Here is a 25,805-nt window from a genome sequence, read left to right on the forward strand (position 1 = left end):
ATGGTTTTCCAGTGTTATTTCTTACAAAAAAACCAATGATTTTGAGTAAATTTGCTCGGCGCCCGTTGAACTGAGCTTATAACAGCCCTTCTGCAGGGATATATTTTCTGAAAAAAGGGATTTCGCCTGCAAATCTCCCTGCCAAATTTTTTATTATCGAAAACGCAGCCTTTATTATCGAACAGTTCGCACTCGACACTCATCGACAAGATTAGACGCATTCATTTCCCCTCAATCGTCTGCATGATCGAAATACCCTCACAACCCTGAAAAAAACAAAAACCACCGGGGACCCGATTACGCGAAACCGGGAACCGCGGTGGTAGTCTTTAACAGGAACGCTGCCAAGTGCCAACACAGATGGTTCTTATTTTTTAAATTTCTCTTGAATATTTTCGTCAAAAACAAAGATGGACATCCCGAAGTCTTTTTCGATATCAATATCTACGAAAAGCTCCAGAAACGTTGCGCCCAGCAATTCTTCCATTTCCACCGGATGGTTCTTTTTGTACATGTCCTTCACCATCTCGGTGCGGGCCGAACGAAGCATCTGCTTGCCCTCATTAGAGCCTGAGATAAACTTCTCGACCGGTGATAGATTGCCTTCCATTTCACAAATGGCCCAGTTTTTACAAAAGGTCGTTTTGATCTGCCGGGGACCTTTCCCCATATGGCGCTTACGAAAAGCTCTTACCAGGTTACTGAATTCTGCTTCATAATTATTCATAAACGACAACCTTTATTTTTGCATTTTGCTTATAAAATTATAAATCAGAAATGCTCAACGCGCAACTGTTCGTCCGTTCCCTTCTCCCTTTTAAGCCTGCGAATATCCAGCCGTGCAAGGAAAGAAACGATAAGCGCCACAATAAACAGGGCAGCGAAGAAGGTAAGGCTTTCTGCGTAACTGCCTGTCGTATCCTTCACCCAGGCGGCAAACAGCGGACCCGCCAATCCCGCGGCTGCCCATGCTGTTAGAATGTAGCCATGGATGGCACCGAGCTGTTTCGTTCCAAATAAATCACCGATATACGCCGGAATGGAAGCAAAGCCTCCGCCATAGCAGGTATATACGATAGCAAGCATGATTTCAAAGACGATTGTGGTTGTAACGTTCGGAAGCAAAAAGAACAGGACGATCTGCAGCACGAAGAACGTGGTGTATGTATTGGTCCTGCCGATATAGTCAGAAACAGATGCCCAGCCAATTCGGCCAAATCCGTTAAATAAGCCTAAAACACCAACCAGCGCTGCCGCTTCTGCGGTGGTCATCCCTATACTTTCCTGAGCGAGCGGTTTAGCTGCTGACAGAATGGCGATGCCGCAGGTCACGTTAATGAACAGCATTAGCCAGAGATAGTAGAAACGTTTTGTTTTAATCGCCTCATTGGCCGTCAGCTGTGACAAGTCCTGTGCTACAGTAGCTTTCCCGCTGTCCACCTTCTCCTGATAGCCTTCTGGAGCCCAGCCTTCCTTCGGTTTTTCCAGGTAAAGGGACGAGACCAGCATCACGATAAAATAAGAGATTCCGAGAATATAAAACGTGTTGGCGATCCCAACTGATTTAATCAGACTGTCCATGATCGGAGAGCTGATCGCAGCCGCGAAGCCAAACCCCATGATGGCAAGCCCCGTTGCCAGCCCCCTGCGGTCAGGAAACCATTTTACTAAAGTGGAGACAGGTGCAATATAACCGACTCCTAGGCCGATTCCGCCAAGTGCTCCATAAAAAACATACAATAGCGGCAATGATCCCAGCTGTACGGCGAGGCCAGAGCCAGACACACCGACTCCAAAAAAGACAGCAGCCAGTATACCAGCCTTTCTTGGCCCGTGCTTTTCAACAAAATGGCCCAAAAAGGCCGCAGACAGCCCCAAAAACAAGATTGCCAGACTGAACGTCAGCTGCACCTCACTTGCCGTCCACTTAAACTTCTCACTTAATGGAGTCGTAAAATTGCTCCACGCATAAACCGAGCCGATGGAAATATGAATTCCCACTCCCGACAGTGCGATCAACCATCGATTTTTGACCTTGCTCATCATAACCCTCTCCTCTTTTATGTAAATAAAAAACCGCCACAAACTCAACCCATAGTTACATAGCAACTATAAGAAAAAAGATTGCGGCGGCAGCAAATCACAGGTTCGCTGTGGTATAACCTATCCGGTTTTTCGAAGCGCTTACAGAAGAATCCTTTTAACAGGAGACAGGTTCGCTGTTCCTTGCCAAATGATTCCTTAACTTTACGTTCGCGGAATATTCAAATTTTTTCAATCTTAATAGTAATGGAATTAAATGGGTCAGTCAAGTGTCCATATAAAAATTATGTCAGTTTTTTACCACGCCATGATCAATGACAAACTTTTTTTGCTGCCCCTTTGTCAAAGTCCTTATATCCAGGCGGTGCTTCATCTATAGCCGGAAGTCAATCTCAAGTGAAAAAAATTTATCAAATCAACTTATAATACAGTTTTAATTGCCCATTATAAGAAAGAAAATTAACAAAAGAAAAAGGTGTCCAGGATGAAAAAATTTATGTTTCTTAAAGTTGTTGTAATCTCGATCATATGCATAGCAATATTCGCATGCTCCAGACCATCTACCAATAAGCAGCAAGAGGGCAATAAAGAAAAGAAGAGTACTTCGACCCCTTCTGTTAAACTTATTGGAAAATATCCTTTAGAAAATCCGCCAAATTTATCTAAAGGTATCCATGCGGCTATGGGATCTTCTCTCCTGCATTTGCCAGGTGATCCTGATAACATTTTTTATTCTTCGTCCGACCGGGGCCCCAATGGAAAATTGACAGTAAATAGTGAAGAACGGAGAACCTTCCCAATACCAATGTATACTCCTGCAGTGTATAAAATTGAAATTTCTAAAGGGAAAATGAAAATATTAGAACAAATTAAATTAAAGTTACCAAAAGGATCAGATCCAGTAACGGGAAACTCCTTTATTACAGGTTTGCCTAATTTCAAAAAATCTGATGAAGCACCATATGATGCGAAGGGAAAAAGTGTTTTGTCATATGATCCCTATGGTTTAGATACTGAAGGGCTTGCTTACAATCCTACAGATAAAACGTTTTGGTTAAGTGATGAATACCGGCCAAGTCTGGTCCAGATAAAAAAAGATGGTACCCTTGTAAAACGGTTAATACCGTCTGGGATGGAGTCTAAATTTAAAAACGCACCTCTGATTCCTATAAAAGCGAGTTTGCCAAGTGTTCTAACAAAGCGCATGGAAAATAAAGGATTCGAAAGCGTGACGATTACTCCAGATGGACGTTATCTTTTCACGATGACACAAAGTGCACTGTCAAACCCTGGTGAAAATTCGAGAGTAGTTCGGATTCTAAAAATAAATTTAAAAAATTCAAAGGTAATAGCAGGATATGCATACATTACTGCTAATGGACAAAGGTTGGGATTTGAGCAAAAAGATATTGGAGTCTCTGATCTTTATGCTATTAATGAACATAATCTGCTTGTCGACGAAAGAGATTCAGAAATAGGAAAAAAAGCGAAATTGAAGAAAATATATAAAATAAATGTTCAAGGTGCAACAAATATCTTAGGAAAGGACAACGATAAAGGAAAAACGCTCGAACAAATGAACGCAAAAGGTATAAAAGCTGCGGGAATTAAAACTGTTGCTAAGGAAGAAGTTTTGAATCTTTTAAATTACGATTATCCTTATGAAAAAGCTGAGGGTATTTCGTTAGTTCAGGGCAAAAAATTGGCTGTCATTAATGACAACGACTTTGGAATGGAAGATTCGAATAGGAAAACAGAACTTTGGCTGTTCCGTTTACCCTGAAAAAACGTTACCATTACCGTAATCTAAAAAAGGGGCTGTCCTAGAAGTCTGGAAGCCGTTGATTTCCGTTTCAGGCCGCTCGCTTTCCGCGGGGCGTGCGGTGAGCCCTACCAGCGTGAACGCCTACTTTTTGGCGCAAGCGCCTGCGGGAGTCTCACCTGTCACGCTAGTCCCGCAGGACAAGGAACGCTGCGGCAGCGGTGCATCGCACGAAGAAAATGTGATTTTCATTTTCGAGGATCTCGCACCTTCCACTATAATCAACTTTTCATTGGAGATTTTTTGCGCGAAAAAGGAGCTGCCTGAAGGTCAATTTTTGACTTTCAGGACAGCCCCTTTTATATTATGGCAGTTTTTTTAGAATAACGACTTTAAGATAATCTCCTTCTTTAAACTCTTTAATCGTCTTAAAGTCTTCAGGCAGACTGTGTTCTTCAAGGATTTTATACTTGCCTCCGGTCTGGCGGAACGCTTTTTCAATAAAGCCTTTGAACTTGCTCATGCCAAACGTGCTGCAGTTGGACGAAGCGACGATCACACCATTCTTTTCGGTGATGGCAATGGCCTGTTCTAACAGAGCCGGATAATCTTTCCCTGCGCTGAACGTATGTTTCTTGGATCGCGCAAAGCTCGGCGGATCAAGGATCACCAGATCAAACAGCAGCTTTTTTCTAACCGCATATTTGAAATAGTTAAATACGTCCTCGACGATGATGTCTTGTGACTCGTAATCGATTCCGTTGATGCTGAACTGTTCCTGCGTCTTGCTTCGGCTTCGGTTGGCCAGATCCACGCTCGTCGTTTTCACGGCTCCTCCTAATGCGGCTGCCACAGAAAAAGCACCGGTATACGAAAATGTGTTCAATACTCTTTTGCCTTCTGAATACTTGTCCCGGATGGCTTTCCGGACTTCTCGTTGATCCAGGAAAACACCGACCATCGCACTTTCATTTAAGTATGTAGCAAAATGAATGCCGTTTTCCTGAACGATGAGCGGAAACTGAGCCCGTTCTCCTTCGATGAAGTCATCGTCCTCAATGTACGTTCCTTTTTCAGCAAACCGCTTCTTCTCATAGATTCCTTTAAAATCAGTCAGATTTCTAAGCGACTGCAGAACAAATTCTTTAAATTGATAAATGCCCTCGCTGTACCAGTTGATGACGTAGTAGCCGTCAAAATAATCCATCGTTACACCGCCGATGCCGTCACCTTCACCGTTAAACACCCTGAATGCTGTGGTCAGCGGATTATCAAACAACCTCTGCCGGCTTTCGATGGCCGCCTTTATTTTCTTTTCGAAAAAATCCTGGTCGATGTTTTCCTGCGGCTTGCGGGTTAAAATCCATCCCAGTCCTTTATTCTGCTTGCCATAATAGCCTTTGCCGATAAATTTGCCGCTTTCATCAATAACCTCAATGATTGTCCCTTCTGCCAGACCTTTGTCCACGTAAGAGACGGCATCGCTTACGATCAGGGGCGATCCTCCTTTGATGCTCTTATCGGAAGATTTTATTTTTACACGAGCTGTACTCATCATTCCACCCAATTCATTGATCAAATTTTATCAAATCATTATATTTCTTCTTCACGTTCTGTCATTATAATACTTATCGTAAAAGAAATCATTAATACCTATAAAGGAGCCAACGATATCATGCAGCATTTAATAGATGAAATCCGAAAATTCCGGGACGAACGAAATTGGGGCCCTCATCATAATCCAAAAGACCTTGCCCTTTCTATTTCACTGGAGGCGGCTGAACTGCTGGAAAACTTTCAGTGGAAAGAAAGCCAGGAAGCGGTTGATGAGAACCTGGAAGACATTAAAGATGAATTGGCTGACGTAATCATCTACTCCCTTCAGCTGGCGGACAGGCTTGATGTGGATGTAAACGAGATTGTACGTAACAAGATGGAGAAGAATTCGGTAAAGTATCCAGTAAAATAAACGCCCCATGGGTAATCTCCAAAACTGCCGCCGTAAGAACCAAAAGTGACAGGAAGGGCTGGAACCAACTGCAGATAAGTACGTGGTTGAATCTACATGGTGCTTCTCTCTTGCTAATTTCATATTGTAATATCCAGCAATTGTGATTACTGTGAAGTTCATCATATCTAAAAAAAGGAAGCGTAAATATATTGAGTTTTTGCACAAACCTAAGCCCGAGGGATCTCCTCGGGCTTAAGTTTGTTAAATTGTGATTTCTTGGAGCCTGACTCCTTCTAAACAAATGTTTAGGATTCCTATACACTGACATTAAGAAAGCATGGCATTCATATCTTCCTCGACATCCCCAATGAGTTACCACCAAAAAAGAGGCCCCATTTTCAGGAGTCTCTTAATACGCATTTTATTTAAATCCTTAAATCTCTCTTTCGATAAGAAACATACGTGAGCATAATTCCTGTCACAATAATCACAGCCGACAGTGCGACAAACACACCATCAAATCCGCTATTCCCTATCAGGTTCTTCGCCTCAAAGTATTTAAACGGCGTAATGTATTTAAGAGCTTCCAGCTTGTCGTTCAGTTCAATGACGATGGACAGAATATACGTGATGATAAGGAAGCCTGTAGCAATGGACGCAGCCAACTTCGGCCGTTTGCTGACCGATGCGATGGCCATTCCGATCGCCAGGAATAAGAGCTGCAGCAAAAACAATCCAGCCATCAATTTCCCAATCTCACTTGTATTTGCTGTGGAGTCATAGTGCATCACCATCGCAACTGAAAAAACATAGGTCACGAGATTGAAGATCACAAGCAGTACAATGGATGCTGCAAGCTTCGATGATATAATTTGTGTTCGGGATACTGGTTTGACCATCAGAAACTCTGACGTCTTGTCACGCTCTTCTTTTGCGATAATATTGGCGCCGAGCATGACGGCATGGATAGTTGCCATCAAGACAAGATACGAAAACAGCATGCCGTAAAATCCCATGGAGGTTGATAAATCCAGTGAGCTTAACCCAAATATGGCCTGAAGCGATTTAGGCATCGCAGCAAAAATCTCGTTCACAGACTGACCGGAACTTTTCATGGTCCCATACTTGCTCATTCCTGAAACCACCATAAAGAGAATGCCGACGCACCACCAAATCATGGACTTACGGCTGTATTTCAACTCTCTCCAAAAGATGTTCATCGTTTATCACCTCTTCCTTATCCTGCTAGGCCGCATGGATGTCCTTTTTCGTAAACAGCACATAACTGGCCGCGATCGCCACCATGACGAGGGCAGCTCCAATACTGATATAAACCGGCTCATAAGAGGAATGCTTCATAATATATGACAGATCAAAATATTTAAACGGTGTAATATAGCGAATCGCTTTATCCCCTATGACAGAGCCGAACATGCTGAGGATAAAGAAAGCAAAGACCGTACCTAGCGAGAGCGGCAGTACTGATCTGATCCTTGAAAAAGCTGAGGATACGAGAAAACCAAGCGACGCAAACACGAGCTGTACAAAAAAGTTTGCCGCTGACATAAAGAAGAAAGTTTTTTCGTTAAAATCTGCTGTTGCTACTGCAAACGCCATACTGTATGAAACGGCAATAAAAATGACATTCGTGAAAATTAACGTACAAAGTACAGCCAGCAGCTTTGCGGTGATGATCTGCGCTCTCGTCACTGGCTTCGTGAGAATAAACTCTGCTGTCTTCCCGCTGACTTCCTTGGATAAAATCCCGGTTCCAAGGTTCATCGCCTGAATGGCACCGCACAGCATCACATATAAAAAGAAATACGAGTAAAATCCAAGGAGTGACGTGATCGTGTTGATCTGCACGCCTAACGCCTTCAACACACCTTCCGGATAATTTTGAAGGACCTTAATAAACTGATCTCCATCTTTTTCAACCGATGGGTAGATCGAGAAAAAGAGCACCGTGACTGCCGCTAGCGCAAATGCCCAGATCAGCATGGACTTACGGTTCACCTTAAGCTCATGCAAGAAGATATTCACCTTGAACCATCCTCCTTCTCATAATAATGAAGAAAGATTTCCTCAAGGTCTGGCTCATCCACCCAAACGTTCGACAGTTCAATTTCCGCAAGCTTTTTCATGATCAAGTTAATGTTGCCACTGTATAAGAAGCTGATCTTATGATCATCACTCTCAATGTTGGTGACGCCATCCACTGCAAAACATCCAGCATCCACCAGCTGTTTTGTCTCAATTCTAATCTTCTTATGGTTGTTTTCCTGAAGGGTGCTGATCTTCTCAACCGTAATGAGCTTTCCTTCTTTAATGATGGCAACCCGGTCACACATCTTCTGCACTTCACTCAGGATGTGCGAGGAAAACAGAATGGTCGCTCCCTTTTTATTCTCCTCTTTCAAGAGATCAAAGAACTTTTGCTGCATTAATGGATCCAGTCCCCCGGTCGGTTCGTCCAGAATGATCAGCTTCGGTTCATGAAGTAAGCCTTGAACAATCCCAACCTTTTTCCGATTTCCGTAGGACAAGTCATCGATTCGTTTATTAAGATCTAAATCCATGATTTCTGCGAGTTCATGAATCCGTTTCTTGCAGTCTTTTTTATAGAAGCTGGCTGAATAGTTCAGCAGGTCCTTCACTTTCATTTTGTCGTAGTAGAACACCTCTGAAGGCAGATACCCGATCTGCTTTTTGATCTCCGGCCCGTACTTAATGACGTCTTTTCCGAAAATCGCAGCGCTTCCACTCGTTGGATAAATGATGGACAGCAGCGTGCGGAGTGTTGTGGATTTACCGGCACCGTTCGGACCGATGAAGCCAAAGATCTCCCCTTCTTCCACATGAAAGCTGATGTCTTCGATTCCCCTGGCATTGCCATATCTTTTCGTTAAATTTTTAATCTCAATCACATTCATGGCTGCAGCCTCCTGTTCATTTATAAAAAGCTTTCTTAAACATTTCAATGTAAGCAGCTGCTTCAGCAAACACCTCGTCATAATCAACCTCAAGATCTTGGAGTTTAGCTTTGGCCAGAATTTCTTCACTGAGCCCTTCAAATGCCCACAGCATACTTTTTATGACCTTTGAGAGATCCAAGTCATCACGGAACTTCGAGGTGTCAATTCCATCAAAAAGCCAAGTGGAACTGCTGGCCGTAAAGGTTTTAATCCTGCTTTGAAAGTCGCTTCGAATTTGGTCTGACTCTTCCAGCATCGCTTTCTCAAAGAAACGAAAGATGTCAGGATAGGTATGAAGCAGCTCCATCTTAATAAGCGTCATGTCGTGAAGCCTTTTGAAAAAATCCGTTTCCTCCATGACTACCTTTTTATAAAAGTCTTCCATGACCACCTCGATACAGTGATCAAATAAAAAAAGATACAAGGTCTTTTTGTTCTTGAAATAGTGAAACAGCAGTCCTTTGGATATGCCGGCCTCCTTCACAATTTCATTGGTGGATGCATTGTCATAGCCCTTTTGCACGTAAACCTTGATGGCAGCATTTAAAATTTTAATTTGTTTCTCATCTTCCAGATTGTAAAATTTCGAAAACACAGGCAGCACTTCTTTCGTAATTTATAACGTTATATAGTCGCGTTGACCAATTCGGTCAATCACAGTATATGCGCATTGACCAGTGTGGTCAACCACAACTTTTCGACAAAATTTAGCTGTTTGAACCTTATGGTTGGCAAGCAGTGAAATGTTTTTAAGGATAGGTATGAGTTTTGCCTGTTTTAGGGTTCTTTTTTTGCAGAAAATAAATGATGTTGAGTAAATAATGGTTTTCTGGCTTGTCTGAGAGGTTTGATCGGAGTAATTTTGGTTTATTTACAGATTTGGGGCTAAAATCCTGAGATATTATGGATGAAAGCCCAGTCAACTTTCTTATTATTGATAATCCTGATTTATTATCGAAAAGCTCAATTTATTATCGAAAAACTGATTTTATTATGGAAATCCGAGTTTTTATTATCGAACCGTTTATACACGACTCTGTTCGACATGTTTTGACACATTCATTTCCCACCATCCACCAAAGCCGATACACACAGCACGCACACCAGCCAGCAAGCACGCAGCACACAACAAAAAACACCCATCCTTCACTAAAAAGGATGGGCGCTCTCAACATCATCTCCCGCGTTTCCACCTCGGAAGCTTCGGTTCTTTGACACGGATGAACCGGATGATGATGAACAGGATATAGATGGCCAGTGCAACGTAGAAGAACACCGGCACTTTTTCAAACCTTGCTTTTGCTAAGAGGTAGAACATGTAGAACAAAAACAGAGTGACGATCACACCGTTTTTAGGCAGTTTGATGTTTTTAAAGCTTGGTATTTTAATCCTGCTGACCATGAGAACGGCCAGCCCGTAAAAGGCGATGATGAAGACCCCCAACGGAATTACTTTTACAAACAGCACGAGAAAGGTAACGATCGCTCCAGCCAGTGTGATTGGGATCCCTGTAAAGTGTTTCAGCGACTCTTCCTGAGCGGTCACGTTGAAACGGGCCAAACGGTAGGCACCGAACACAGGAAAAATGCCGGACATCGCCACACCGTATATATAATGAAAGTCTGCAAAGTAGGTGTGAGCGGCCAAAAAGGCAGGTGCGACACCGAAAGAAACGACATCGGCAAGGGAATCCAGTTCCTTCCCCATCTCATTGGTTACGCCAAGAATTCTTGCCACCCTGCCGTCAACCGCATCAAGCATGATTGCGATAAAGATCAGGATCGTGGCGTTCTTGCTGTCGCCATCTATAATATAGCCGATGGAAAAAAAGCCGCAATATAAATTTCCAAGTGTAAGCAGATTGGGTATATGCTTTTTCATTTAGCACGTCCTTTGTATGTAAACTATACACTTTAATACTAATGCATTTTAGGAAATTTACAATTGCTTTTCCTATTTATAAAGGTGTTTTCCCAGTGTTTCTTCACATTTTTATTTTATTCAATAACTTGATAAACATTTCTATTTCTTCTTCTGAAAGTTCACTGAACGTTTCTTCATAGAAATCCTGCAGCACATCATCCATTTTATCCGCCAGTTCCTCTCCTTTTGACGTGATCGACAAATAAACGATTCTGCGGTCCTGCTCACTATGCTTACGTGTGACCAGACCGCGATTGATCAACTTATCGCTCGTTACGGAAATATGGCTGTTCGTCACTTGCAGCTGATCAGCGATTTCCGATACCATCTGGTTACCTTGGCAGCGAAGAACCTTTAGTGCCGCATATTCATTCAGCGGAATAAAATCCTTTAGCAAAGGATGAAAACATGCCCGGATTTTCTTTGTTTGGTTTCTATAGTTTGTCACGAGATCCTTAACAAGAGTTTCTCTATTTTTCATAACGATTCTCCTTGCTTGCAGCGCAGGAAATGATGATGCAATAGATTGGCACACATCAAACTTTGGCTTTAATTCCAGCTTCTATTTTTTTTAACAATCGAATGTACTCATCTTGCTCTTCCTTTGACAGTGTTGAAAGCATCTCTGCCCAGAAGTGATTTCGCTTTTCTACAATAGCAGAAATCAGCGATTCACCCGTTTCCGATAATACGATCCAGACCACTCTCCGATCCTTCTCATCCCGCATACGATAGATCAGCTGTTCTTCCTCCAGCTGGTTTAAGAGTGTCGTTGTGGCTCCTGAAGTCATTCCCATCGTGTTCGAAATATCCACAACCATGCATCTGCGTTTCTGAAACAGCATCTTTAATACCGCATACTTGGTAGCCGTTAAACTATACGGAAATTCCTTTATTTGATTTTCAATAAACGCTCTTCGCAATTGAAAGAACGTATCCTTAATGTGGTCCAGCAGCTCGATCTGAGCTTGTAATTGTCGGTCCATGACTGATCCCCTCTGGGTTATTGCATTACATCATGATAGTATCATTAACCCAATAAAATTTAAAATTCATTTTTATTGTGCCTTTCAACCTTTTTGTGGTAAAGTGTTTATTTATAAAATACCTTTATCATAAAGTATCTTTTCTAAAAAGTAAATCTTTCACAAAGGTATCACTCATTAACAGTTAGCTATGGTCTACAGTAAATAATATTAATAATTAAGGAGGGCAACTAAATGTCTAGAGGTCGTCTACTCATGACCAACATCATCGCATTTCTAGTAGTAATCGTTTTAATTGCAGGAGGAGCGTATTACTATTTCCAAAACAACAACTACGTTTCGACGGACAATGCAAAGGTAACAGGTGAACTTCACAACATCACTGCTCCAACGGATGGAAAACTTTCAGATTGGAACTTGGAAGAAGGCAAGAAGGTAACAAAGGATGATAAAATCGGAAAAATTTCCGGTGCTGAAAAATCCATGTCCATCACAACTCCTGCCGATGGAACCATCATTAAAAAACAAGCCAACAATGACCAAATGGTGCAAGCTGGCCAAACACTGGCAAGTGAAGTCAACATGGATGAACTATACGTGATCGCCAACATTAAAGAAGATGAATTGAAAGATATCGAAGAGGGTGACCAGGTTGACGTTACTGTAGATGGTGATGATGAAACCACTCTTGACGGAAATGTGGAAAAAATCGGTTTTGCTACTAACTCTTTATTCTCTTTAATGCCTAAATCCAACGATGACGGCAACTACACAAAAGTAACGCAAACTGTACCTGTTAAAATTTCAATCACGAACTCATCTGATAAAGTATTGCCAGGTATGAACGCAGAAGTAAAAATTTCTAAAAACTAATCCATCATTAGAACTGCACTTCCTAAGAAAGGAGGAAGAATAAATGTCAAGCGAATTTCAACAGCCTCAAGGCTCACACGATATCAAAAGATACATTCCTTTATTAGTCATACTCATGATCGGGTTATTCCTTGCCATCCTGAACCAGACACTGCTGAACGTGGCTATTCCCCACTTGATCACAGAATTCGGAGTTTCTGCCAATACAGCTCAATGGTTATTGACAGGCTACATGCTGGTCAATGGTGCGCTCATTCCGCTATCGCCCTTTCTGATTGAACGGTTCGCGGTCCGCCGCCTCTTTTTGTTTGCCATGTTCTGCTTTACGCTAGGTTCATTGATCTGCGGGCTTTCAACGGGATTTCCTGTCATGCTAGTCGGGCGTTTGATCCAGGCCGTTGGCGGCGGTGTATTAGCACCTCTTGTCATGACCATCATCATCTTTATATTCCCTCCGGAAATCCGGGGTAAGGGGATGGGGATCTTTGGTCTCGCCATGATGTTTGCTCCGGCGGTCGGTCCTACGCTTTCTGGCTTTGTCGTGCAAAACTATGACTGGCATCTTCTCTTTACCGGAATGGTACCGCTGGGCGCCATCGTATTAATCTTTGCCTTTTTCAGACTGAAAGACATTCAGCCGCCGAAAAAGGTTAAGGTTGATGGTCTTTCCGTCTTTACGTCTCTTGCCGGTATGTCGCTGCTTCTATATGGATTCAGTGAAGCAGGAAATGACGGCTGGGATGATGCGGTTGTTCTTTCAACCATGATTGCAGGGGCTGTCCTGCTCATGATTTTTACCATCAGACAGCTTCGTATTGAAAAGCCGCTGCTCGACATGCGGATTTTCAACTATGGAATCTTTTCATTAGCAAGCGTTATTAACGTCGTTTTGACGATCAGTCTGTTTTCCGGGATGTTCTTGCTTCCGATCTATCTGCAGACGATCCGGGGATATTCACCGCTTGATTCCGGACTGCTGTTGCTGCCAGGAGCTTTGATCATGCTGGTCATGTCACCTGTTTCAGGTACACTGTTTGATAAATTGGGGCCTCGTCCACTTGCCATTTTCGGTATGGCGATCACAACGATAACGACGTATTTCTTTACAAGGCTGACAATGGATACCCCCTACACATTCATCGTGGTTCTCTATATGTTCCGTATGTTTGGGATGTCCTTCTTGATGATGCCGATTATGACAGCCGGCCTTAACCAGCTGCCGAAGCACTTGAGCAGCCATGGCACGTCCATGTCCAACACGCTTCGCCAAGTATCAGGCTCGATCGGTATCAGCTTGATCACGACCATCTTTACGAACCGTACAACGTTCCATATGAATGAGATGGAAGGAGCCATGAATACGGCCGATCCATTCTTTATGACTTCATTCCATGACTTTGTTCAAAAGGTAGCGGTCAGTCTTCATCTTCCTGTATCACAGGCCCAGCAGCAAGCAGTTCAAATCCTTTTCGGTAAAGCGAGCCAGCAGTCCAGCATCAACGGCATTAACGATGCCTTCATCATAGCAACCGTTATTTCCGCCATTGGTCTCGTATTGAGCTTATTTCTCCGTGATGTCCGAAAAGACAAGGTTAGAGAAGCGGCTGCACCAGTACCTCAGAAAGAGGAAGTACTGCTGTTGCCAGCGCCAAAGAATGTATCCTAACACCCTACTCTATTAAAATCTGGAGGAATGTTTCATGAATATATGTATTGTCTACGATAGTGAAGGCGGCCATACAAAGGCACTTGCCGAATCCATCGCAGCTGGAGCACAGCAAGTGAACGGCGCAAATGTCTATCTGCAGCATGTAGATGAAGCAGATGTTTACTCCCTTCCTAAGATGGATGCGATCATCTGGGGATGCCCAGGACATTTCGGCACCATCAGCTCAGGGCTAAAAAGCTGGATCGACAAGCTTGGCTATCTATGGGCAGAAGGAAAACTAATCAACAAAGTGGGGGCTGTGTTCTGTACAACAGCTACAACTCACGGCGGTTTAGAAGCGACTCTTCTTAACCTCATTACTCCAATGCTTCACCAAGGTATGATCATCGCAGGACTTCCAGGTAATGTCCCGGAAAACGCCCTGTATGGATCTTACTACGGAGTGGGAATAACTTGTCCGATTGAAGGGAATGAACTCATTACCGAGGACGACCAGGCTCTTGGACGCGCATTGGGAGAGCGTGTAGCTCTTGTTGCACAGCAATTTACAGAACGGTAGGTGATGGAAAAATGATCGGCATATTACTTATTGTAGTCGCCGTGATTTTAATTGCAGTCTTAATTGTTATTAATACGAGGGCTTTTGCCGCTAAAGGCAAGGCGAATACAGCAGATGAAAACATGCAGTCTCCGGTTGCGAAAAAACCTATACAGGAGCCTGTACAAGAAGAAACAGCTGCCGCTGCCCAGGAAAATCACGAGAATATGGCTCCACCATCGCCAGCAATAGAAGAGAACGTACCAGAGAAAGACCCGAATGCTATGAGTGACACGGAGTACCGTCATGCTCTGCAGCGGTTAAAAACACCTGCTAAGCCTGCCGCTCCTCCGGCTGAAACAACGGAAAAGCATTCAATGAAAGATAACGATTACCGCAGTGCTTTAAAATCAATGAATAAAAAACGCGATAACTAACAGGGTAAAAGCCATAGAATGATGACTTCTATGGCTTTTCTTTAATCCATTTTTATAGTTTATACGATAAGAGGTACTTTTTATGAAAGTGTAAGTGTTCATCTAATATTGTTTCTCCTCACGATGAGATGGATCATGATACGATATGAAACGTGGGCGAGGGAGCGCGCCTGCCAGCTGATCTGCTGCCTGCGCTCAGGCTCTGAGCGGAACGAAGCGCATCAGTTTTAAAAGATACTGGCTATTAACGGGTGAAAAAGCAGGAAGAGTTTGAACGTAAACTTTAAGAAAAGAATTTTACTTGCGATTCGACAAGAGTTACTTGCAAAAATACTGACTTTACTTGCAATAATCCACCATTTACTTGCGAGAAGGCCGACTTTACTTGCGAGAATCTACCATATACTTGCAAAACACCTCATTTTCATAAAAAAGTCAGCCCACTGCCTCATTTCACCATACAAAAATAGAAAACCTGTGCCGCCATAAGGCGATACAGGTTTTACTTTTTTCTTCTTTCCTTCCGTATATGTGGTCAAGCCAAATTTGAAGTACTGCGTCTGCTCGCAAAGCACTATTTTAAAAAACTTCCCGCTGTAGACAAAGAAAAACGGCAAATCGGTGTCATCAGCCGCGGTGATGTCAGCCAAAAAATCCAGCAGGCCCTTCTCCCGCAGCTCTAACGGCTTCTTTTATTTTGCAGAGATGTTCGTATACTTTTCACGCAGCAGGAATTTTTGGATCTTGCCGCTCGCGTTTCTTGGCATTTCATCGACAAAGATAAATTTCCTCGGCCGCTTGTAGTCTGCCAGCTTATGGCTGTTTCTGCAGAATTCATCAAGCGCATCTTCGGTCAGCTCTCCTGCTTTTTTCACGATGACGGCCGTCACCCGCTCTCCCCACTTTTCATCCGGCTCTCCCAGCACAGCGACATCAAGAACCCCTTCATGCTCGTATAAAAGGTCTTCCACCTCACGCGGGTAGATGTTTTCTCCACCACTGATGATCATATCGTCCATCCGGTCAGAAACGAAAAGGTATCCTTCCTCATCCATATAGCCGATATCCCCGCTATGGTACCAGCCTTTATGTACAGCTTGATCTGTCGCCTCTTCCCGGTTGTAGTACCCTTTCATCATACTCGGCCCCTTGACGATGATCTCTCCAGCCTCTCCCGGCGGAAGAATGTCCTCCGGATCAGACGGCCCTTGAGTTCCCGGACGCACGACACGAATTTCATGGTTAAAGCAGGCTTTACCCGCCGAACCTGCTTTAGCCTCCTGTTCGTCTTCAAACAAAAAGGCGATAGCCGGTCCCATCTCCGTCATGCCATACGCTTGTACAAGCTTAATGCCCAGCTTTTCACCAAGTGCCCGCACAAGAACCGGTGCCATCGATGCCCCGCCATAAAGCCCAAATCTCATGGAAGAGGTCTCGTATTGCGACAGATCTTCCTGCAGCATCATATTCCACATGGTAGGCGCTGCAAACATGACGGAAATTTTCTCGTCCTGAATCGTTTGGAGAACTTCTTTTGCATCAAAATGATGCATGATCACTGTCGTACATCCATTATGAACACGCGGCAAAAAAGCGCAGTGCAGTTCAGCACAGTGGAACATCGGGGCTGCTGTCAGCCCTCTGTCAGATGGTCTCAGCTGCAGCGCCTGCATGCAGGTCAAACTTTGCTCGATCATGTCTCTGTGGCGGTGCATCACGCCCTTCGGCTGTCCGGTCGTTCCGCTCGTATACATGATGGCGTACAAGTCGTTTTCATCCAACTCAACATTCGGCGCCTGGGCTTGAGCTTCTTGAACCCGATCGTGAAAACGAACTGCCTGATCCGGAACCTTCTCGCTGACCGACCAGAAGGAGACAAGCGCAAATTCATCAAACAGAACCTTTACCTGCTGCTCCAGATCTTTTTCATAAATAAAAAGGACAGGCTTGGAATCGTTGAGTATGTACGAGACTTCACCTGACTTTAACCGAAAGTTGATGGGATTGATGACCGCGCCTATTTTTGCACAAGCGAAGTAAACCGTCGCAAGTTCACTCGTGTTGTACATAAAAACAGAAACAACATCCCCCTTCCTTACCCCGGCTGCCAGAAACGCCTGTGCCGTGCGGTTGACATACTGATCCCATTCTCCGTACGTCCACCTTTGGCTCCGGGATAGATCGACCAGCGCCTCTTTACCTGGATACTTTCTTACCGTCTGCTCAAATAACCTTCCAATCGTCGGATACATTCATTCTTCCTCCCATTATTTTTAGAGTAGAAACAATGCATATGTAAGATCCTTAGAAGTGACTTTAACTTATTTATTTCACCAGATAAGATAAAAAACCTTGTTTTTAATTTATAATTAAAAAGGGGCTGTCCAAGAAGTCTGTAAGCTGTTGATTTCCGTTCCAGGCTGCTCGCTTTCCGCGGGGCGTGCGGTGAGCCTTACCGGCGTGAACGCCTACTTTTTGGTGCAAGCACCGGCGGGAGTCTCACCTGTCACGCTAGTCCCGCAGGAGTCTCGCATCTTCCACTTCAATTAACTTTTCATTGAAGATTTTTCAAGCCAAAAAGGGGCTGCCTGAAGGTCAATTTTCGACTTTCTGGACAGCCCCTTTTCCCTTTACCTTAAGTTGTTACTTTGTCACTTTCTTTTACTTCATCAAAACATGCAATGATTAAACTTTTCATTTCCAATAGGTCTTCAACGGAGTTAATGTAAATTCTGCTTACCCCATTATTTTTAGGAGCAGGCTCTATTCTAAAATCCGGACATAATTTTTCTACAATATTTGTATCTAACCTTGTAATTATATTTCTGTTTTCTTTGTCTGAAAAAAACCGAATAAACCACTTGGTAATTACGCGATTCATTACATTAAAATAGCTTGCATTATCTTTATACTTTAAGTTTTCCACATCTCTGCCACTAACTTCTAAGGTCTCTTTAATGATTGAAAATGCTCTTAGTTCCTCATCAGTAGTTAAGACTGTCTGCTTTGAAGTATCACTTGCTTCAATTAGCATATCATCTTCCTCTACAGTTGTTTGATCTGAAACTAGAATATCTTCTTTTGGTTGATCTGCTTGAACGTTTGTAAAAGATAGACCTTCTCCTATGATTTCTAATAAAGTATGATTAATGGCTTTTTTAATAATTGGACGGAATTTCTCAAGAACTAAGGAGGTTACACGTTGATTATTTAAATCCTTAATTAAAAATCTTACAAAGTCATCTGAGGGGTTTTTGAAAAGTTCTTTTAGAGTGGAATGAATATTGTTAGTGTAGACAAGTTCTTGTGAGAACTTAATATTTTCTTCTATATCAAAATCTTCTTTTGTAAAATGCTCAATTACCTCAATATCAAGATTAGTTAATGATTCAATATTGAACTGATAAAACGGTTCATCATCCATAATGTTATCTTTCTTTAAATCTGTAAACAATTTGTACTCGGTTCCGTTTGTTAATATAGAGAATCTGACTTCAGGTGTTGCATTAAAATACCTGTAAATTTGCGAACTGTGTCTATGTAATTTTTCATTAACTGACTTGGCCTCAACAAATATTATGGGTTTTCTATCTTTCTTAATTGCATAATCAACTTTTTCACCTTTTTTAATCCCAAAATCAGAAACAAACTCCGGTTCAACTTCTAAGGGATTAAATACATCGTATCCCAGCTTTTGAATAAATGGAATGATTAAAGCTTGTTTAGTTGATTCCTCATTAATGATATGTGATTTCCTTTCAATAAGCTGTAGTGAAAGTTTTTCAAGTTCCTGTTTAAAATCCATGTTATTTCCTCCTTTTTACGTTTTATATAGAATTCCTTAAGTAAATATCGATTCCTCCTTCAACCCATTCCCTAATTTATCTGAATTTAAAATTTTTTTAATAGCTAAATATAATATGTTTATTTAATTTGTTTGTATTCTTTACTAAATTCTCACCTGCTAATAAATACTTTTTATAAATTGTTAACTAAATGTAATAAAACAATTCAGACCATTTGCCGATACACATCTATGAATCAAACAATTGTGAAACGTTTTGATTTTAGAATGATGTGCAGAGGAGATTGAGATGAAAAAGCTAGCAATTCCGGGGTTTTGTTTTGCCGTACTAACCACAGCCGCTTTATACCAGGGTCTACATGCCAATCCCGTGTCCGCTCAGGAGTTAAAAACAAAGTATGTGAATGTCAGTGCAAGCTCAAGCCTGAACTTGCGTAAAAGCTCAACGACAAAGTCAGCCGTCATCGGCAAGCTCGTAAAAGGCAACAAAGTAATCGTCTATTCTGAAAGCAAAGGATGGGCTAGGCTCAAATACAACGGGAAGTATGGCTATGTCAGTTCAAAATATCTGGTTTCCAAGCCTTCAACCACCAAAACCACGATAAGTGCCGCCAAACCTACAACTGCCATTAAGTATGTAAAAGTGACCCAGGGCACGTTGAATATGCGCAAAAGCGCTTCATCCAGTGCAACGGTCATCGTCAAATTAGCAAAAGGAACAAAGGTTACGTTTTATTCCCAATCAAAAGGCTGGTCTAAAATTGCAGCAAGCGGAAAAATCGGCTACGTCAGCTCGGCTTATTTGTCCACTTCCAAACCAGCAGCCGCCACTGCAGCACCTAAACCGAAAACCGTTACGAAATATGTTATGGTGAAAGCAGGAGACACTCTCACTCTGAGAAAAAGTGCCTCCGCAAGTTCAACGGCCGTAACAAAACTAAAGAATGGTTTGGCTGTTACGGTATATACCGAGTCGAAAGGGTGGGCCAAAATCAAAGCCAATGGCAAAAACGGGTATGTCAGCTCCGTGTACCTTTCTGCCAAAAAGCCGGTGGTTAGTGCACCCAAGCCTGCTGCCCCTAAGACGACAACCAAATATGTAAAGGTAATATCCGATACACTTAATCTTAGGAAAAGCCCTTCTGCAAATGCAGCCATCATCACCAAACTAGTAAATGGCCTGGAAGTTACCGTCTACTCCGAATTAAAAGGATGGGCCAGGATCAAGGCCAATAACAAAGATGGGTATGTCAATACAAGCTACCTCTCTGCAACTAAGCCAGTGGCCAGCAAGCCAGCAGAACCGGCAAAGACAGTGATTAAGTTTGTGAAGGTCGGAATAAACTCCAACCTCAACATGCGTTCCGGTCCGGCAACTACCTATTCCGTCCTGGCCGTACTTAAACACAACACACCTGTTACCGTACAATCGGAGACCAAAGGCTGGTCCAAAGTGTCTGCCGGAGGCAAAACCGGCTATGTCAGCTCCTCCTATCTTGTGAATCAAGTAGAATCTACACCGGGAATTACGAATACTGCCTACGGAAAGACACTGGATGAGATGGTCGCCATACAAATGAAGGTGAATCCGCAGACAGATAAAAAGTACAGCACCTTTATCCGCGAAGATGCGCTTGATCTGACTAGCAGTACATCCGGAATTGTTGATGGAACCGGCTGGCGTGTCAGAGGCGGTGCTGGAGACCAGTACTGGGCTGTAGGCAATGTAAACAACGGGGACAAGCTTCAGATCGTTAATACAGTCAAAGGATCTGATGGATACAACTGGTATCAAGTGATTTACAATAAATCGTGGGTCAATGCCAGCCCTGATGACGTAAAATATTATCTGGACGTTAACAACTTTAAATCCGATGCGGTAAAGTCCTTACAATTTTTAAAGCTTTCCCAAAGTGCAAGTGTTCTTAACAGTGAAGTCAATGAACGAATTCTTTTCGGCAAAGGCATTCTTGCAGGAAAGGCTGATGCATTCATTGAGGCAGGAAGAGCATATGGAGTAAATGAAATCTATCTGATCTCCCATGCTCTGCTTGAGACAGGCAACGGTACATCCAAGCTGGCTAACGGAATTCTTTATAATGGCCAAATGGTCTACAATATGTATGGAATTGGCGCGGTTGACAGCGATCCTATTAACATGGGAGCCAAACGAGCCTATGAAGAAGGCTGGTTTACCCCTGAGGCTGCCATTATCGGCGGAGCTCAGTTTATATCCAATGATTATATCCAGGCAGGACAGGATACTCTTTATAAAATGAGATGGAATCCATTAGCTGCGTCTTTAACAGGCAAAGCCACTCATCAATATGCAACGGATATCGGGTGGGCCTCCAAACAGACGACCCAGATGTACAATCTTTACAAACTGCTTTCATCCTATAAACTTATATTGGATATTCCTGCTTATAATACAATCAGCAAATAAAAATAAGAAAAAGCAGACTTGTTGTCTGCTTTTTCTTATTTTCTTAATTCCAATTGATTTTTTTCACCGTAGAAAATCCATTGTGCTTTTGTAATTCTGTGTCCACATAAAAATACGGTTTTACTATGGATGGCCTAACATAAATGTACCTTGAAGTCCCTTGATTCCACATTTTCATTTGGTAATCAACACCTGCTCCATAGTAGTAAGCCTGCCAAACTATTTCAGAACAATAAAGATATTTTCTATTTGTAGGATCAGTAGAAACCTTGTATGTACTGTTTTTATACTTGGCACCTGTTTTCCAGTAATTATCATAAGCGTTCTTCGCTGCTTTTCCTGCTACAGTAGTACTTTTATGCCGGACTACTTTGGTTGTATCATAGTGATCCAGCCATTTGCTGATACTCCAAACGTAAGGCTTTTTGTTGTTGCTGGTACTTGTAAAAAGTACATTCTTTCCGTCAGGCAGCACAATTCCAGCATGTCCTACCAGTTTGTAGGAACTATACGATTTTGTGATCAGTACATCGCCAGGCTTGTAATCAAAACCTTTAACTTTTGCAGCTTCTGCCGAACTCGGTCCATAAGCAAGAAACATTGAAAATAATAAAGCTGAAACCAAAATTGACTTAACTAGTTTCATAGAATTCTCCTCCTTTGTTAATAAACACAAGTCATATTATTCCATAAATCCCTTTTGTTTGAATGGGATATATTAACTCTTTTTATTCATTATACATGGTAAGAATTCCTTAAATCGATTTTCAACCCTATTGGGCAATCTCCAAAAATAAGGGGTGATACACACCCTACCAAAACAACAACATGAACCAACAGAAAAAAAGCAAACCTGTTCGGTTTGCTTTCAATACGATTTAATCTCATTTACACATTCTACAATATTCCTGGCCTTCAGGTTGTATACTTCCTTCAAATAATCCGTTTTACCTACCTGGCCAAACTGTTCCTTGACGCCAATCCTTCTCAAAGGCACAGGACAATGCTCGCTTAATACTTCAGCAACGGCACTCCCCAGCCCTCCTATTACATTATGGTTTTCTGCTGTTACGATTGCACCTGTTTTCTTTGCATACTTTATTATTAACTCGTTATCAATCGGCTTAATGGAATACATATCGATAACCGTTGCCTGGACTCCATTATTATGGAGGATATCAGCAGCCTTTAAAGCCTCTGCCACCATAATTCCACTAGCGATGATAGTGACATCTCCCCCTTCACGAAGAAGCTTCCCTTTTCCCTCTTCAAATGTCTCACCAGAAGTGTAAATTTTCACGGCTGCTTTCCGCATTGTCCGTATATAGTGAACACCATATTCACCGGAAACTTTACGGAGTAAATAGGACAGCATGGTTGAGTCGCTTGCTTCGTATACAACTGCATTCGGTATGAGACGAAGAAGACCAAGATCTTCGAAAGCCATATGTGTTCCACCATTATGTTCCGCTGTTACTCCTGAATCCGACCCTAAAATTTTTAAATTTAACCTGGCATATCCCACTGATACAAACAACTGATCAAAAGCACGGCGGGTAGCAAACTGAGCAAATGTATGAAGAAAAGGAATTTTCCCAGTCAATGCCAGCCCGGCAGCTATCCCCATCATATTTGCTTCCATGATGCCACAGTTAATCAGCTGATTTGGTATTTGCCCTTGAATTTTATTGGTAGAAATGGAACTCATGAGGTCAGCTTCCAGTGCAATGATGTTTGGATTTTGTTTTGCCAGTTCAAGCAGAGTGCTGGCATATGCCTGCCTCATTTCAACTTCTTCCACTTCATAGGATGCAGCTGCTGATTCAATCATCCTGTTACCGTCCTTTCCATCCTTCTCTCAAGGTCTGCTATAGCTTCAAGTATGGCCGCTTCATCCTCAGGATTCGGACGGATGTGGTGATTGTCTGCCTTTGTTTCAAGATATGGGACACCCTGACCTTTTATCGTATCTAATATAATGGCAACCGGTTTTTCATTTTGTGTCTTTCCAAGCTTAATAGCATCATAAATTTCCTGAATGGAGCTTCCGTCTACTTGTAGAGTATAGAAGCCAAAGGCCTTGAACTTTTCAGCAAAATCGATAGGATCGATAATGTCCTTTGTTAATCCATCGAGCTGCTTTTTATTATCATCTACAAAAACAGAAAGATGGTTCAATTTGTGATGGGCAGCAAACTGAAACGCCTCCCAGCACTGCCCCTCATTTAATTCACCGTCACCCACAATGCAATACGTGCTATTAGAATTCCCTGACAGCTTATGGGAGAGTGCAACACCAACCGCTGCAGAAATTCCCTGGCCGAGTGAGCCTGTTGTCATATCCACTCCTGGTATAAGGTTTCGGTCAGGATGAGAAGGCAGCGATGTCCCGTTCTGATTTAGTGTGTATAGCAGCTCTTCCCGGAAAAATCCCTTTAATGCTAATGCCGCATAATAAGCTGGACCTCCGTGGCCTTTAGATAGGATAAAATAATCCCGTTCCTCCCATCTGGGGTTGGCAGGGTCAATCTTCAAGACGCCGCCATACAACACAGCAAGGGTTTCGACTATCGACAAGCTTCCTCCATAATGGCCAAAGCCCAGATGATAGAGTTCCTTTAACGTTTTCAGCCGAATTTGGTCTCTAAACTGTTCAATTTCGGAAATTGTATTGCTCATTGAAAACCTCCTATTTTGTTACTAGCCTCAAGCAGAAACCTCTTCCTTTTCACTTTGTGGTTTTTTTCGTAAACCGAAGAGAACTGCAATAATTAACACTGCTGCCACAAAGATCGTAACGCCTGTCGCACCAAATGAATCGGCCACGTTTCCTAGAATGATTCCTGTTCCGCCAAAATCGCTGTCTGAGAAGGTGGTATTGGCAAAACCGAGATCTCCCAGGACTGGAAGCAAGAAAACAGGAAGAAATGTAATTAGCAAGCCGTTAGCAAACGAGCCGATTGTTGCACCGCGTATGCCGCCGGTTGCATTACCGAATACACCTGCTGTAGCCCCTGTGAAGAAATGAGGTACAACTCCTGGTAATATGATCACCGCACCAGCCCAGCCCAATATCGCCATGCCTACAATTCCGCCTAAAAAGCTGCAGAAGAAACCAATCAATACCGCATTAGGTGCATAGGGGAATACAATTGGACAATCAAGCGCAGGTTTGGAATTTGGTACCAGTTTAGTAGAAATCCCTTTAAATGCCGGTACAATTTCAGCCAGTACAAGTCGAACCCCAGAAAGGATGACGAATACCCCAGCAGCAAAGGTTACCGCCTGGATAACAGAGAAGACAAGGTAATGTGTTCCATTACTTAATTCTTTTTCAACATATGAAGGGCCCGCAAACAGCGCAATAACCAAGTAGAGAATCGTCATAGTGAGAGCAATAGTAACTGAACTGTCACGCAGAAAAGCAAGGCCTTTAGGGAAGTTGATTTTTTCAGTAGAACGAGATCCCTTTCCAACTACTTTTCCTACTAATCCTGAAAGAATATAGCCAAGAGATGAAAAGTGCCCAAAGCCTACATTATCGTTCCCTACTATTTTCCGCATAAAGGGCTGGGTCATAGCCGGAAATACTGCCATCGTTAAACCAAGGGCAATTGAACCTACAATAATCAGACCTATTCCTTTTAATCCTGAAACAACTAAGATGATGGCAATCATACAGGCCATGTATAATGTGTGATGCCCTGTCAGAAAGATATATTTTAATGGAGTAAATCTGGCCACCAGAATGTTGGCAATCATTCCAAAAAACATGATTAAAGCCGTTGCCGATCCGTACTTTGTCAGTGCCATCGCTACAATAGCTTCATTATTAGGGACAACCCCATTTACATGAAAGGCTTCCTGAAACATTTTTCCGAAAGGATCCAGTGCCCCAACCAGGATATTTGCCCCTGCAGCAATAACAAGAAAGCCAAGGAAAGACTTTGTTGTTCCTTTTACAACTTCACTCGCTGGCTTTTTCTGAAGAAGCAGACCTATAAAAGAAATTAACGCAACAAGAACAGCAGGCTGACTCAGAATGTCCATCATCAATTTAAGAAATCTTTCACCCATTTCCAGTTCCCCCTTTATGCTCTCTAGAGCATTCCCTTTTTGGTAAACTCTTCTCTTAATTTCTCCCGGATTCCATCCATATCAATAATGCTGTCAATAACAACAACCTCTCCTAAGTGGGTGGCACTTTCCGCAATATCCCTGGCAGCTATAAATAGATCTGCCATATCAGGGGTAGCCGAACTTAAATCAGAATGGCTTACCTCCACGCCTGTCACACCGAGCTCGTTAATGATTTCCTGAACGTTCATTTCCAGAATAAAGCTGCTTCCTAAACCTGAACCGCAAATGGCTAAAATTCTCATTACATCTGCCTCCC

Annotated in this window: 26 protein-coding genes; 9 read left to right on the plus strand and 17 right to left on the minus strand. The window is 42.6% G+C overall.

What is annotated here, in order from left to right; genetic code table 11:
• Positions 1-367 precede the first annotated feature (367 nt).
• The gene (locus AR335_RS18955) at positions 368-727 is read right to left on the minus strand and encodes a DUF2294 domain-containing protein (RefSeq protein WP_053355810.1); all 360 of its coding nucleotides are present in this window, start codon (positions 725-727) and stop codon (positions 368-370) included.
• A 44-nt stretch (positions 728-771) separates the two neighbouring features.
• Positions 772-2,043 (minus strand): L-lactate MFS transporter, encoded by a 1,272-nt coding sequence (locus AR335_RS18960; RefSeq protein WP_199805111.1) that lies wholly within the window; start codon positions 2,041-2,043, stop codon positions 772-774.
• Positions 2,044-2,527: 484 nt separating this feature from the next.
• On the opposite strand from AR335_RS18960, the gene AR335_RS18965 reads away from it, so the two are divergent.
• Both AR335_RS18965 and AR335_RS18970 read left to right on the plus strand, forming a co-directional pair.
• Positions 2,528-3,826 carry an esterase-like activity of phytase family protein gene (locus AR335_RS18965; RefSeq protein WP_156419098.1) on the plus strand — a complete coding sequence of 433 codons (1,299 nt, stop codon included), beginning with the start codon at positions 2,528-2,530 and terminating at the stop codon, positions 3,824-3,826.
• 58 nt (positions 3,827-3,884) lie between these two features.
• Positions 3,885-4,187 (plus strand): hypothetical protein, encoded by a 303-nt coding sequence (locus tag AR335_RS18970; protein ID WP_062238796.1) that lies wholly within the window; start codon positions 3,885-3,887, stop codon positions 4,185-4,187.
• On the opposite strand, the gene AR335_RS18975 is transcribed toward AR335_RS18970, so the two are convergent.
• Positions 4,170-5,363, minus strand: a complete 1,194-nt coding sequence (locus tag AR335_RS18975; RefSeq protein ID WP_062238798.1) for a class I SAM-dependent rRNA methyltransferase — start codon at positions 5,361-5,363, stop codon at positions 4,170-4,172. The genes AR335_RS18970 and AR335_RS18975 overlap by 18 nt on opposite strands.
• 117 nt (positions 5,364-5,480) lie before the next feature.
• Here AR335_RS18975 and AR335_RS18980 point away from each other — a divergent pair, with 117 nt between their 5' ends.
• Entirely contained in the window at positions 5,481-5,774 is a 294-nt protein-coding gene (locus tag AR335_RS18980; RefSeq protein ID WP_369795856.1) for a nucleotide pyrophosphohydrolase, read from the plus strand.
• Positions 5,775-6,181: 407 nt separating this feature from the next.
• Here the strand turns inward: AR335_RS18980 and AR335_RS18985 are convergent, their stop codons facing one another.
• The 7 genes from AR335_RS18985 to AR335_RS19015 form a co-directional block, all read right to left on the minus strand.
• Positions 6,182-6,976: an ABC transporter permease subunit gene (locus AR335_RS18985; protein ID WP_062238803.1), complete on the minus strand. Its 795-nt coding sequence runs from the start codon at positions 6,974-6,976 to the stop codon at positions 6,182-6,184.
• 25 nt (positions 6,977-7,001) lie between these two features.
• Positions 7,002-7,799, minus strand: a complete 798-nt coding sequence (locus AR335_RS18990; RefSeq protein WP_062238805.1) for an ABC transporter permease subunit — start codon at positions 7,797-7,799, stop codon at positions 7,002-7,004.
• A complete protein-coding gene (locus AR335_RS18995; RefSeq protein ID WP_062238807.1) occupies positions 7,796-8,689 on the minus strand; it encodes an ABC transporter ATP-binding protein in 894 nt (297 codons plus the stop codon). Before AR335_RS18995 ends, AR335_RS18990 begins: the two co-directional genes overlap by 4 nt.
• A 16-nt stretch (positions 8,690-8,705) precedes the next feature.
• The gene (locus tag AR335_RS19000) at positions 8,706-9,326 is read right to left on the minus strand and encodes a TetR/AcrR family transcriptional regulator (protein WP_053355816.1); all 621 of its coding nucleotides are present in this window, start codon (positions 9,324-9,326) and stop codon (positions 8,706-8,708) included.
• Positions 9,327-9,905: 579 nt separating this feature from the next.
• Positions 9,906-10,613, minus strand: a complete 708-nt coding sequence (gene pssA, locus AR335_RS19005; protein ID WP_062238809.1) for a CDP-diacylglycerol--serine O-phosphatidyltransferase — start codon at positions 10,611-10,613, stop codon at positions 9,906-9,908.
• Positions 10,614-10,716: 103 nt separating this feature from the next.
• Positions 10,717-11,136 (minus strand): MarR family winged helix-turn-helix transcriptional regulator, encoded by a 420-nt coding sequence (locus AR335_RS19010; RefSeq protein ID WP_062238810.1) that lies wholly within the window; start codon positions 11,134-11,136, stop codon positions 10,717-10,719.
• 55 nt (positions 11,137-11,191) lie between these two features.
• Positions 11,192-11,641, minus strand: a complete 450-nt coding sequence (locus tag AR335_RS19015) for a MarR family winged helix-turn-helix transcriptional regulator (protein ID WP_062238811.1) — start codon at positions 11,639-11,641, stop codon at positions 11,192-11,194.
• A 234-nt stretch (positions 11,642-11,875) separates the two neighbouring features.
• Between AR335_RS19015 and AR335_RS19020 the strand changes: the two genes are divergently transcribed.
• From AR335_RS19020 to AR335_RS19035, 4 genes are read left to right on the plus strand one after another with little or no spacing between them, the layout of a single operon-like run.
• The gene (locus AR335_RS19020) at positions 11,876-12,514 is read left to right on the plus strand and encodes an HlyD family efflux transporter periplasmic adaptor subunit (RefSeq protein WP_053355820.1); all 639 of its coding nucleotides are present in this window, start codon (positions 11,876-11,878) and stop codon (positions 12,512-12,514) included.
• Positions 12,515-12,557: 43 nt separating this feature from the next.
• Positions 12,558-14,180: a DHA2 family efflux MFS transporter permease subunit gene (locus AR335_RS19025; protein WP_062238814.1), complete on the plus strand. Its 1,623-nt coding sequence runs from the start codon at positions 12,558-12,560 to the stop codon at positions 14,178-14,180.
• Between the two features lie 34 nt (positions 14,181-14,214).
• Entirely contained in the window at positions 14,215-14,742 is a 528-nt protein-coding gene (locus tag AR335_RS19030) for an NAD(P)H-dependent oxidoreductase (RefSeq protein ID WP_062238815.1), read from the plus strand.
• Between the two features lie 11 nt (positions 14,743-14,753).
• On the plus strand, positions 14,754-15,158 hold the full coding sequence (locus AR335_RS19035; protein WP_062238816.1) for a hypothetical protein: 405 nt from the start codon (positions 14,754-14,756) through the stop codon (positions 15,156-15,158).
• 692 nt (positions 15,159-15,850) lie between these two features.
• On the opposite strand, the gene menE is transcribed toward AR335_RS19035, so the two are convergent.
• Positions 15,851-17,410, minus strand: a complete 1,560-nt coding sequence (menE, locus tag AR335_RS19045; RefSeq protein WP_062238818.1) for an o-succinylbenzoate--CoA ligase — start codon at positions 17,408-17,410, stop codon at positions 15,851-15,853.
• 151 nt (positions 17,411-17,561) lie between these two features.
• Between menE and AR335_RS24450 the strand changes: the two genes are divergently transcribed.
• A complete protein-coding gene (locus AR335_RS24450; protein WP_156418804.1) occupies positions 17,562-17,708 on the plus strand; it encodes a hypothetical protein in 147 nt (48 codons plus the stop codon).
• An 85-nt stretch (positions 17,709-17,793) separates the two neighbouring features.
• Here the strand turns inward: AR335_RS24450 and AR335_RS19050 are convergent, their stop codons facing one another.
• Complete coding sequence (locus tag AR335_RS19050) at positions 17,794-18,963, minus strand: type I restriction endonuclease (RefSeq protein WP_062238819.1); 1,170 nt, start codon at positions 18,961-18,963, stop codon at positions 17,794-17,796.
• A gap of 289 nt (positions 18,964-19,252) precedes the next feature.
• On the opposite strand from AR335_RS19050, the gene AR335_RS19055 reads away from it, so the two are divergent.
• Positions 19,253-21,409, plus strand: a complete 2,157-nt coding sequence (locus AR335_RS19055; protein ID WP_082683611.1) for an SH3 domain-containing protein — start codon at positions 19,253-19,255, stop codon at positions 21,407-21,409.
• A 43-nt stretch (positions 21,410-21,452) separates the two neighbouring features.
• Here AR335_RS19055 and AR335_RS19060 read toward each other — a convergent pair whose 3' ends face one another.
• The 5 genes from AR335_RS19060 to AR335_RS19080 form a co-directional block, all read right to left on the minus strand.
• On the minus strand, positions 21,453-22,055 hold the full coding sequence (locus AR335_RS19060) for a YiiX/YebB-like N1pC/P60 family cysteine hydrolase (RefSeq protein ID WP_053355826.1): 603 nt from the start codon (positions 22,053-22,055) through the stop codon (positions 21,453-21,455).
• 222 nt (positions 22,056-22,277) lie between these two features.
• Positions 22,278-23,240: a transketolase family protein gene (locus AR335_RS19065; protein WP_062238821.1), complete on the minus strand. Its 963-nt coding sequence runs from the start codon at positions 23,238-23,240 to the stop codon at positions 22,278-22,280.
• Positions 23,237-24,088 carry a transketolase gene (locus AR335_RS19070; RefSeq protein ID WP_062238824.1) on the minus strand — a complete coding sequence of 284 codons (852 nt, stop codon included), beginning with the start codon at positions 24,086-24,088 and terminating at the stop codon, positions 23,237-23,239. Before AR335_RS19070 ends, AR335_RS19065 begins: the two co-directional genes overlap by 4 nt.
• Positions 24,089-24,115: 27 nt before the next feature.
• The gene (locus AR335_RS19075) at positions 24,116-25,486 is read right to left on the minus strand and encodes a PTS ascorbate transporter subunit IIC (protein ID WP_062238826.1); all 1,371 of its coding nucleotides are present in this window, start codon (positions 25,484-25,486) and stop codon (positions 24,116-24,118) included.
• Positions 25,487-25,509: 23 nt separating this feature from the next.
• On the minus strand, positions 25,510-25,791 hold the full coding sequence (locus AR335_RS19080) for a PTS sugar transporter subunit IIB (RefSeq protein ID WP_053355830.1): 282 nt from the start codon (positions 25,789-25,791) through the stop codon (positions 25,510-25,512).
• Between the last annotated feature and the right edge of the window lie 14 nt (positions 25,792-25,805).

The sequence above is a fragment of the Fictibacillus sp. FJAT-27399 genome (assembly GCF_001510655.1).
Classification (GTDB): domain Bacteria; phylum Bacillota; class Bacilli; order Bacillales; family Fictibacillaceae; genus Fictibacillus_C; species Fictibacillus_C marinisediminis.